The organism is Streptomyces sp. NPDC090106, from assembly GCF_044747265.1.
Taxonomy (GTDB): domain Bacteria; phylum Actinomycetota; class Actinomycetes; order Streptomycetales; family Streptomycetaceae; genus Streptomyces.
The window spans coordinates 144786-154994 of the sequence record NZ_JBIVDS010000013.1; the positions used below are offsets into that span (position 1 = coordinate 144786).

The window sequence follows — 10209 nt, forward strand, 5'->3', positions numbered from 1 at the left end:
GGGGTGCGTCACACCTGGAGGAGTGCCTCCAGCGGGGCGCCCGCGAGAGCCGGTTCCAGGCGGGTGCGGCCCGCGAGGAAGCCGAGTTCCATCAGGACCGCGAGGCCGGCGACCTCGGCGCCCGCCCGGCGGATCAGCTGGATGGAGGCCTCGGCGGTGCCGCCCGTGGCGAGGACATCGTCGACGATGAGGATGCGGTCACCGGCGGACAGGTCCTCCGCGTGCACCTCGATCTCCGCGGAGCCGTACTCCAGGTCGTACGTCTGGCCGAGCGTCGCTCCGGGGAGCTTGCCGGCCTTGCGGACGGGGATGAAGCCGAGCCCGGCGCGGACGGCGACGGGGGCACCGAGGATGAAGCCGCGGGCCTCCAGGCCGACGATCTTCGTGGCGCCGGTGCGCCCGGCGATCTCCGCGAGCGCGTCCGTCAGCGCGGTGAACGCCGCGGGGTCCGCCAGGAGCGGGGTGATGTCCTTGAACATCACGCCCGGCTCCGGGTAGTCCGCCACGTCCCGGATGCGGCTGAGCAGCAGCTCCTCGACGCCGGTCACCGGCGCTTGCCCGAGGGACGGCGGCGGGTGGCACGCGGGCCGACGACCGCCGGGGTGGCGTCCTCGGGACCGTCCAGGGGGGACTCGCCGCGGGACTGGGCCTGGCCCTCCTCGGCGGCGGCCTGGGCACGCTTGGCCAGGACCCGCTTCCTGAGGGCCTTCATCTGCGGCTCGAGTTCCTTGAGGTCGGCGACGAGCGGCGTGGCGATGAAGATCGAGGAGTACGCACCGGCGGCGAGACCCACGAACAGCGACAGCGAGATGTCGTTGAGGGTGCCCGCGCCGAGGAAGCCGCCACCGATGAACAGCAGGCCCGCCACCGGCAGCAGCGCGACCACCGTGGTGTTGACGGAGCGGACCAGGGTGCTGTTGATCGAGCGGTTGGCGATGTCGCTGTAGGTGAAGCGGGTCTGCTTGGTGATGTCCTTCGTCTGCTCCTTGAGGGAGTCGAAGACGACCACCGTGTCGTAGAGCGAGTAACCGAGGATGGTCAGCAGACCGATCACCGTGCCCGGGGTGACCTCGAAGCCGACGAGGGCGTAGATGCCGACGGTGATGGTGATGTCGTGGATCAGCGCGACGAGCGCCGCGATGGCCATGCGCCACTCGAAGGCGATCGCCAGGTAGATCACGACGAGGACCATGAAGATCGCCAGGCCCTGCCAGGCCTTGTTGGCGATCTGGTCGCCCCAGCTCGGACCGACGAGGTCGGCGGCGATCTTCTCCTCGTCGACCTTGAAGTCCGCGGCGAGCTTGTTCTTGATGTCGTCGGACTGCGTGGTGTCCATGCCGGCGATCTGGATGCGCAGCGTGCCGTTGCCGAGCTTCTGCACGACCGCGTCGTGGCCGGAGGCGTCCTTCGCGTACTCCTCGGCCTGGGAGACCGAGACGCTCGTCTTCGGGGTGGTGAAGACGGCACCGCCCTGGAAGTCGATGCCCATGTTGAGGCCGCGCACCGCGAGGCCGACGATCGCCGTGATGGTGATCAGGATCGAGATGCCGTACCAGAGCTTGCGGTGGCCGATGAAGTCGTAGGAGACCTCGCCACGGTGCAGTCGGGCGCCGAGGTTGCCGAGTTTCGACATGCTCACGCCTCCTTCGGTTCAGCGGGGGCGGAAGTACGGCGAGTGCGGCGCAGCGGCGGCTGGGCGCCCAGGCTCTTCGGGTCGAGGCCGGACCACTTGTGGCCGCCCGCGAAGAACTTCCGGCGGGCCAGGAGCGTCATCAGCGGCTTCGTGAAGAAGAAGACCACGACGACGTCCAGGACGGTGGTCAGACCGAGGGTGAACGCGAAGCCCTGGACCTTGCCGACGGTCACGATGAACAGGACCGCGGCGGCGAGGAACGACACGAAGTCGGAGACGAGGATCGTGCGCCGGGCGCGCGGCCAGGCCCGCTCGACGGCGGGGCGCAGGGTGCGGCCCTCACGGATCTCGTCCCGGATGCGCTCGAAGTACACGATGAACGAGTCCGCGGTGATACCGATGGCGACGATCGCACCGCACACGGCCGGCAGGTTCAGCGCGAAGCCGATGGCCGGGCCGAGCAGCGCCATGAGCACGTAGGTGAGGATCGCGGAGACGAGCAGCGAGGCCATCGCGACGACCGACAGGCCGCGGTAGTAGGCCACCAGGTAGATGACGACCAGCAGGAGGCCGATCGCGCCGGCGAGCAGACCGGCGTGCAGCTGGTCACCGCCGAGCGCGGCGGTCACGGTGGTGACGCTCTGCTCCTGGAAGGAGAGCGGGAGCGCGCCGTACGACAGCATGTTGGCGAGGCTCTGGGCCTCCTCCTGCGTGAAGCTGCCGGAGATCTGGGCCTGGCCACCGGTGATGGACTGGCTCACGTACGGGCTGGAGACGACCTCGCCGTCGAGGACGATGCCGAACTCGTTCTGCGGCTGGGTGTTCTGCGCGAGCTGCGCGGTGACGTCCGCGAACTTCTTCGCACCGCTGTCGTTGAAGTCCATCGTGACCTGCCAGCCGGCGGCGGTCTGCGTGTCGTAGACGGCCTGGGCCTTGTCGACCTCGGTGCCGGCGACGGCGGCCGGGCCGAGCAGGTACTTGTACCAGACGCCGGAGATCTCGCCGCAGCCGACGGTCGTGTCGGCCGGCTTGGCGCCCTCGCCCGCCTTGGTGCGCTGGGCCTGCTTGGAGCAGTCCAGGGCGGTGTACGCGGCCTGGATCTTGGCGTCGGCGTCGCTGGTGGCGGCGCTGCTGCTCGCGGAGGCGCTCGCCGAGGCGGAGGCGCTCGCGGACGCCGACGGCGAGGAGTCGGCCTTCAGCGCGTCGGTGACGGCGCGGCCCTGCGAGGTGGCGGAGGACGAGGGGCTCGCGGAGGAGGTGGAGGTCGCCTTCTCACCGGTGCCGGACGCGCTCGCGGAGGGGCTCGGCGAGGCGCTGGAGGAGCTGCTGCTCGACGCGCTCGGCGACTCGGTGGCCGCGGCGGCGCCGGTGGCCTCCTGGGCCAGCACGGGGCGGAAGTACAGCTTGGCGGTGGTGCCGACCTGATCCCGGGCTTCCTTGGAGTTGGTGCCCTTGGGGATGTTGACGATGATGTTGCGATCGCCCTGGGTCTGCACCTCCGCCTCGGAGACGCCCAGCCCGTTGACACGGCGGTTCATGATCTCGACCGCGGTGTCCATGTTGGCCTTGTTGATCGCCGACCCCTGGTCGGCCTTCGCCTCGAGCGTGATGCTCGTACCGCCGGCGAGGTCGATGCCGAGGCGCGGGGTGGTGTGTCCGGAGAGGAACATTCCCCCAGTGAGCGCCACGATGGCGATCAGGATCAGGGCCAGCGAGCGCCCTGGCTTGCTCTGGGCGCTCGCGCTCCGGCCCTTCTTAGGTGCTGCCACCTTCTCGTACTCCCTCTCGGGCCGCCTCACGCCGGTCGGGCGTGCGGGCGGCCATGACAATGTGTAGGGATCCCCTGCGCACTGGGTCGGTACCGGGGCACGCGGGCATGGGCCGCACGCCCCGGGGCACGACTACTTCGCGTCGGAGTCGCCGTCGGTCTTCTTCGGCTCGTCGTCCGTGTCCGTCTTCGCCTCGGGGGCATCGGCGGTCTCGGCGCTCTCCTCGGCCTGGGCCTTGTCGGCGGGCTCGTCCTTCTTGCCGAGGTCGACGGCCTTGTCGTCGTCGGAGGCGGCGGCAGCTTCGTCGGCGGACTCGTCGGTCCCGGTGAGGGAGGAGGCGTCGTCCGGGACGACGTCGGTCTTCAGGTCGTGCTCGACACCGTGGACGATGCGGTTGTACTCGTCGTCCGTGAGGACGGCACCGATCGCGTTCTTCGCGAAGAGGAGTTCGACCCCCGGGCCCGCGTCGAGGAGGACGGTGTCGTCGTTGACCTCCTTGACGGTGCCGTACATACCCCCGATGGTGCGGACGCCACTGCCGGGCTGCATGTCATTGCGCATGTCGGCGGCCTGCTGCTGCTTCTTCTTCGCCGACCGGGTCATCAGGAACATGGCCCCGATGAGCACGATGAACGGGAGGAGGGTCACGAGACTCACGGGTCGGTACTTCCTTCACGTGACCGCGATGGTGAGCGGCCTGTTGGTTGGGGGTATGTACGCCGCCGACAAAGGCGGCATCGGCGGAGTCTAAGCGAGTCCGCGCGCATGGAACAACGCTCAGCATGGCACCCGGGTTCCTGGCCCGGCCAATACCCCGCCGTCACAAAGACATCACGCCGGACGCCGCGACGGACGTCACGTCCCGAACAGGTCCCCTTGTCCGTTTCCTGTGCCCGCCGCGCGGGGCGGGGTGAGGCCGAGGTGCGCCCAGGCGGCCGGAGTGGCGACGCGTCCGCGCGGGGTGCGGGCGAGCAGCCCCTCCCGGACGAGGAAGGGTTCGGCGACCTCCTCGACGGTCTCGCGCTCCTCCCCCACGGCCACGGCCAGCGTCGACAGGCCCACCGGACCGCCGCCGAACAGCTTCAGCAGCGCCTCCAGGACGGCGCGGTCGAGGCGGTCCAGACCCCGCTCGTCCACCTCGTACACCTGGAGCGCGGCGCCGGCGATCTCCCGGTCGATGCGACCGTCGGCCTTGACCTGCGCGTAGTCCCGCACCCGGCGCAGCAGGCGGTTGGCGATGCGGGGGGTGCCGCGCGAGCGGCCCGCGATCTCGGCGGCGCCGTGGGTGTCGATCTCCACGTCGAGCAGGTCGGCGGAGCGGTGCACGACCCGTCGCAGTTCGGCGGGCTCGTAGAACTCCATGTGCGCGGTGAAGCCGAAGCGGTCGCGCAGCGGGGGCGGCAGCAGGCCCGCGCGCGTGGTGGCGCCGACGAGGGTGAAGGGCGGCAGTTCGAGCGGGATCGCGGTGGCGCCGGGGCCCTTGCCGACGATGACGTCGACGCGGAAGTCCTCCATGGCCATGTACAGCATCTCCTCGGCGGGCCGGGACATGCGGTGGATCTCGTCGAGGAAGAGGACCTCGCCCTCCTGGAGGGAGGAGAGGATCGCGGCGAGGTCGCCCGCGTGCTGGATGGCGGGGCCCGAGGTGATGCGGATCGGGGCGCCCATCTCGGCCGCGATGATCATCGACAGGGTGGTCTTGCCGAGGCCGGGGGCGCCGGAGAGCAGGACGTGGTCGGCGGTGGCGCCCCGCGCGCGGGCGGCGCGCAGGACGAGGTCGAGCTGTTCGCGGACCTTCTCCTGGCCGATGAACTCGCCGAGGTCCTTGGGGCGCAGCGCGGCCTCGACGGCCTGGTCCTCACGGTCGGCGACGGAGCCCACGAGCCGCTCGGCGGCCGTCTCGTCGGTCGTGTCGTCCCAGTTCATGTACGTGCCTTACGGAAGTCGTGGTCAGCGGGCGCGGTTCAGGGTCTGCAGGGCCGCCTTCAGCAGCTGCCCCACCTGGGGTGTGCCCTCGGCGGCCTCCGCCTGGGGCGCGACGGCGGAGACGGCCTCGTCGGCCTCGCGGGTCGCGTAGCCGAGGCCGATCAGGGCGGCGTGCAGCTGGTCGCGCCAGCTCTGGGTGACGGGGGCGCCGATCGCGGGGGCGGTGCCGACGGGCTCACCGAGGCGGTCCTTCAGCTCCAGGAGCAGCTTCTGGGCGCCCTTCTTGCCGATGCCGGGGACGGCGGTGAGCGCCTTCTCGTCGTTGGTCGCGACGGCGCGGCGCAGGGCGTCGGGGGTGTGGACGGCGAGCATCGCCTGGGCCAGCCGCGGGCCGACGCCGCTCGCGGTCTGGAGCAGCGCGAAGACCTGGCGCTCGTCGTCGTCCACGAAGCCGTAGAGGGTGAGGGAGTCCTCGCGTACGACGAGGGAGGTGGCGAGCTTGGCGGGCTGGCCGAGGCGGAGGGTGGAGAGGGTGTTCGGTGTGCACTGCACGGCCATGCCGACCCCGCCGACCTCGACGACCGCGGAGTCGGGGGCGAGTGCGGCGACCGTGCCGCTGACGAAGGCGATCATGCCGTACGGCCTTTCCCTGCTTGGGCGGTGTGCAGGGCCACGGCCTGCTGGAGTCGGTTCTGCGCGGGGGCGCGCCAGATGTGGCAGATGGCGAGGGCGAGGGCGTCGGCGGCGTCGGCCGGCTTGGGCGGTGCGTCGAGCCGCAGCAGCCGGGTCACCATGGCGCCGACCTGTGCCTTGTCGGCGCGTCCGCTGCCGGTGACGGCGGCCTTGACCTCGCTGGGGGTGTGCAGGGCGACGGGGATGCCGCGGCGGGCTGCGCACAGCATGGCGACGGCGCTGGCCTGGGCGGTGCCCATCACCGTGCGGACGTTGTGCTGGCTGAACACCCGCTCCACGGCGACGCATTCGGGCCGGTGCTCATCCAGCCACTGCTCGATTCCCTGCTCGATGGCGACGAGGCGGTTTCCCAGCTCGGCGTCCGGGGGCGTCCTGACGACACCGACGCCCACCATGGTGAGCGGCCGTCCCGCCACCCCCTCGACGACACCGACACCGCATCGCGTCAGACCGGGGTCCACCCCGAGTACCCGCACCGCGCCCCCTCCCGCTCGATCGCCTGTTTGTGCAGGCTATCGGGTGCCACCGACAATGCGACGGGCCGACGGGGTGTGTCCCGTCGGCCCGTTCGAATCCGGAGTGCCGGCTCAGGCGTCGACCTTCTCCATGACCTCGTCGCTGACGTCGAAGTTGGCGAAGACGTTCTGGACGTCGTCGCTGTCCTCCAGCGCGTCGATCAGCCGGAAGATCTTCCGGGCGCCGTCCTCGTCCAGTTCGACCTGGACGGAGGGGACGAAGTTGGAGTCGGCGGAGTCGTAGTCGATGCCGGCCTCCTGGAGGGCGGTGCGGACCGCGACCAGGTCGGTGGCCTCGCTGAGCACCTCGAAGGACTCACCGAGGTCGTTGACCTCCTCGGCGCCCGCTTCCAGGACGGCGGTGAGGACGTCGTCCTCGCTGAGCTCGCCCTTGGGGACGATGATGACGCCCTTGCGGCTGAACATGTACGACACCGAGCCGGGGTCGGCCATGTTGCCGCCGTTGCGGGTCATGGCGACGCGCACGTCGGAGGCGGCGCGGTTGCGGTTGTCGGTGAGGCACTCGATGAGCACCGCGACGCCGTTCGGGCCGTAGCCCTCGTACATGATCGTCTCGTAGTCGGCGCCGCCGGCTTCCAGGCCGCCGCCGCGCTTGACCGCGGAGTCGATGTTCTTGTTCGGGACCGACTGCTTCTTCGCCTTCTGGATGGCGTCGTAAAGGGTCGGGTTGCCCTCGATGTCGACGCCGCCCATACGGGCCGCGACCTCGATGTTCTTGATCAGCTTCGCGAAGAGCTTGCCGCGCTTGGCGTCGATCACGGCCTTCTTGTGCTTCGTCGTAGCCCATTTAGAGTGGCCGGACATCTGCCTGTCTCCTTCGCGTAACCCATCCAAACAACGAACGCCAGCGATCCTACAAGGACTGAGCCGTCCGGTTCGCGCGCACCATGTCGACGAACAGGGAGTGCACGCGGTGGTCGCCGGTCAGCTCCGGATGGAACGACGTGGCGAGCGCGTTGCCCTGGCGGACCGCGACGATGTGGCCGTCGTGCTCGGCGAGGACCTCGGTCTCGGCGCCCACGGACTCCACCCAGGGGGCCCGGATGAAGACGCCCTCCACGGGATCGCCCGCGACGCCCTGCACGTCGACCGCCGCTTCGAAGGACTCGTTCTGGCGGCCGAAGGCGTTGCGGCGGACGATCATGTCGATGCCGCCGATCGTCTCCTGGCCCGAGCGCGGGTCGAGGATCTTGTCGGCGAGCATGATCATGCCCGCGCAGGTGCCGTAGACGGGCATCCCCGCCCGCACGCGCGCGCGAAGGGGCTCCATCACGCCGAAGAGGACGGCCAGCTTCGAGATGGTCGTGGACTCGCCGCCGGGGATGACGAGGCCGTCGACCTCGGCGAGCTCCTCGGGGCGCCGGACCGGCCTGGCCACGACGTCCGCCGCGGCCAGGGCGATCAGGTGCTCGCGTACATCGCCCTGGAGCGCGAGCACTCCGATGACGGGATCGGTCATCACCAGCCCCGGTTCGCGTACCGCTCGGCCTCGGGCAGGGTGTCGCAGTTAATGCCGACCATGGCCTCGCCGAGGTTGCGGGACGCGTCGGCGATGATCTTCGGGTCGTCGTAGAAGGTGGTGGCCTTCACGATGGCGGCGGCGCGCTTGGCCGGGTCGCCGGACTTGAAGATGCCGGAGCCGACGAAGACGCCCTCGGCGCCGAGCTGGCGCATCAGGGCGGCGTCGGCCGGGGTGGCGACGCCACCGGCGGAGAACAGCACCACCGGGAGCTTGCCCAGCTCGGAGACTTCCTTGACCAGCTCGTACGGGGCGCGGAGGTCCTTGGCGGCGGCGTACAGCTCGTTGTTGTCGAAGCCGCGCAGGCGGGCGATCTCGTTCTTGATCTGGCGCAGGTGGCGGACGGCCTCGACGACGTTGCCGGTGCCGGCCTCGCCCTTGGAGCGGATCATGGCCGCGCCCTCGGCGATCCGGCGCAGGGCCTCGCCCAGGTTGGTGGCGCCGCAGACGAACGGGGTCGTGAAGGCGAACTTGTCGCTGTGGTTGACCTCGTCGGCCGGGGTGAGGACCTCGGACTCGTCGATGTAGTCCACGCCGAGGGACTGCAGGACCTGGGCCTCGACGAAGTGTCCGATGCGGGACTTGGCCATGACCGGGATGGAGACGGCCTCGATGATCTCCTCGATCATGTTCGGGTCCGACATCCGGGCCACGCCGCCGTCCTTGCGGATGTCGGCGGGGACCCGCTCCAGGGCCATGACGGCCACGGCGCCGGCGTCCTCGGCGATCTTCGCCTGCTCGGCGTTGACCACGTCCATGATCACGCCGCCCTTGAGCTGCTCCGCCATGCCGCGCTTCACGCGCGCGGTGCCGGTCTCGGGGGCCTGGTTCTCGGTGCTGGACACGGGTTGACCTCGCTGTGTGAAAAGAGGATTTCCTGAGCGGTTCTGCAGCATCGAGGAAACGGGAGACGACCAGTCCACAGCAAGGGCCAATGATGAGGCGGTGGATCGTTTTGGACTCCGCGGGCCTCAGGCGGCCCGGTCCACCAGGGCCACGGGGGGCTCGTCGTCCATCTCGAACGCGAGCGGGAACGGGGCGTGGCCGGCCAGCCGGAACCAGCGGACCTTGCGGTGCTCGCGCAGCCGCCGGGCGGCGCCGACCGCGTCGTTGTGGAAGCGGCGGGCCATCGGAACCCGGCGGACCGACTCGGTCAGCTCGTGGATCGCGGCCTCTCCCCCGGGCGCCTCCTTGACCGTCTCGACCTGCGCGCCCTCCGCGAACACGGCCCGCAGCGCCTGGCTCAGCTCGCTCTCGGCGACCTCCCGCTGCTCCTCCTCGGCCTGCCGGGCGCCGTGCGCGGCCTCGTACAGCACGATCGAGGCGGCCGGGTCGAGCACCCCGGAGGTCGCGAGTTCCTGCGCCACCGAGGCGCGGCGCAGCAACTGCGCGTCCAGGGCGGCCCGGGCGGCGTCCATCCGCGAGTGCAGCCGGTCGAGCCGCCCCGCGGTCCAGCTCAGGTACAGGCCGATCGCGACGAGGGCGACGAGGATCCAGATGAGGGTTGCGGTCACGGGCGGAAGGTTACCGACGTCCACCGTCCGGACCGCGACGCCCTCACCTCCCCGCCACCGGAAGACGCCGGCCGCGGGCCGGGCCGGGAATCGCCCGCGCACGGCGCCGCCGACGCACCCGTCGGCCACGGGCCGAGCCCGGACGCGCCCGTAGCCCCGGTCCCGAGGTCCGGTCGACGTCGAACGCAGCAACCGCCGCCGCACCCGCGACCCGCACATCGGCCACAGGCCACCGCAGGCCGCACTCAGACCTGGGCCGTGCCAGCACCGCCCGCGACCTCGCCCGCGAGACCCGATCGCCATCGGCACCCGCGACCGGTCGGCTCGACCACACTGCGCAGACGGCAAGCCCGTCGGCCGCAAGCCGCCCCGAACGTGCCCGCAGCCCCGGCCCCCAGACCCGTCGTCGACAGGCGCGGCACCACCGCCGCATCCGCCGCCCGCACGTCAACCACAGGCCGCCGCAGCGAGCCCTCAGACGCGGGCCTGACCGGACATCACAGCCCACGCCCTCCCGCCCCAAAACCCGATCGCCATCGGCACCCGCGACCGGTCGGCTCGACCACACTGCGCAGACGGCAAGCCCGTCGGCCGCAAGCCGCCCCGAACGTGCCCGCAG

11 protein-coding genes are annotated in these 10209 nt (G+C 70.9%); all 11 read right to left on the minus strand.

Annotation, left to right across the window (positions count from 1 at the left end; all coding sequences use genetic code 11):
• Positions 1-8 precede the first annotated feature (8 nt).
• Entirely contained in the window at positions 9-548 is a 540-nt protein-coding gene (locus ACIPSE_RS35155) for an adenine phosphoribosyltransferase (protein WP_401670894.1), read from the minus strand.
• Positions 545-1633 (minus strand): protein translocase subunit SecF, encoded by a 1089-nt coding sequence (gene secF, locus ACIPSE_RS35160; RefSeq protein ID WP_401670896.1) that lies wholly within the window; start codon positions 1631-1633, stop codon positions 545-547. The genes ACIPSE_RS35155 and secF overlap by 4 nt, the downstream gene beginning before the upstream one ends.
• Positions 1634-1635: 2 nt before the next feature.
• Positions 1636-3402: a protein translocase subunit SecD gene (gene secD / locus ACIPSE_RS35165; protein WP_401670899.1), complete on the minus strand. Its 1767-nt coding sequence runs from the start codon at positions 3400-3402 to the stop codon at positions 1636-1638.
• A gap of 132 nt (positions 3403-3534) precedes the next feature.
• Positions 3535-4059: a preprotein translocase subunit YajC gene (gene yajC, locus ACIPSE_RS35170; RefSeq protein WP_401670902.1), complete on the minus strand. Its 525-nt coding sequence runs from the start codon at positions 4057-4059 to the stop codon at positions 3535-3537.
• A gap of 198 nt (positions 4060-4257) precedes the next feature.
• Positions 4258-5328: a Holliday junction branch migration DNA helicase RuvB gene (ruvB, locus tag ACIPSE_RS35175; protein WP_401670905.1), complete on the minus strand. Its 1071-nt coding sequence runs from the start codon at positions 5326-5328 to the stop codon at positions 4258-4260.
• Positions 5329-5352: 24 nt separating this feature from the next.
• Complete coding sequence (ruvA, locus tag ACIPSE_RS35180; RefSeq protein WP_401670908.1) at positions 5353-5961, minus strand: Holliday junction branch migration protein RuvA; 609 nt, start codon at positions 5959-5961, stop codon at positions 5353-5355.
• Positions 5958-6497, minus strand: coding sequence for a crossover junction endodeoxyribonuclease RuvC (gene ruvC, locus ACIPSE_RS35185; RefSeq protein ID WP_401670911.1), 540 nt, complete (start codon positions 6495-6497; stop codon positions 5958-5960). The genes ruvA and ruvC overlap by 4 nt, the downstream gene beginning before the upstream one ends.
• 111 nt (positions 6498-6608) lie before the next feature.
• Entirely contained in the window at positions 6609-7361 is a 753-nt protein-coding gene (locus ACIPSE_RS35190; RefSeq protein ID WP_401670914.1) for a YebC/PmpR family DNA-binding transcriptional regulator, read from the minus strand.
• 49 nt (positions 7362-7410) lie between these two features.
• Positions 7411-8016, minus strand: a complete 606-nt coding sequence (gene pdxT, locus ACIPSE_RS35195) for a pyridoxal 5'-phosphate synthase glutaminase subunit PdxT (RefSeq protein ID WP_401670917.1) — start codon at positions 8014-8016, stop codon at positions 7411-7413.
• Positions 8016-8921 (minus strand): pyridoxal 5'-phosphate synthase lyase subunit PdxS, encoded by a 906-nt coding sequence (pdxS, locus tag ACIPSE_RS35200; protein ID WP_401670919.1) that lies wholly within the window; start codon positions 8919-8921, stop codon positions 8016-8018. Before pdxS ends, pdxT begins: the two co-directional genes overlap by 1 nt.
• Before the next feature lie 126 nt (positions 8922-9047).
• Positions 9048-9590, minus strand: a complete 543-nt coding sequence (locus ACIPSE_RS35205) for a hypothetical protein (RefSeq protein WP_401670922.1) — start codon at positions 9588-9590, stop codon at positions 9048-9050.
• Positions 9591-10209 lie beyond the last annotated feature (619 nt).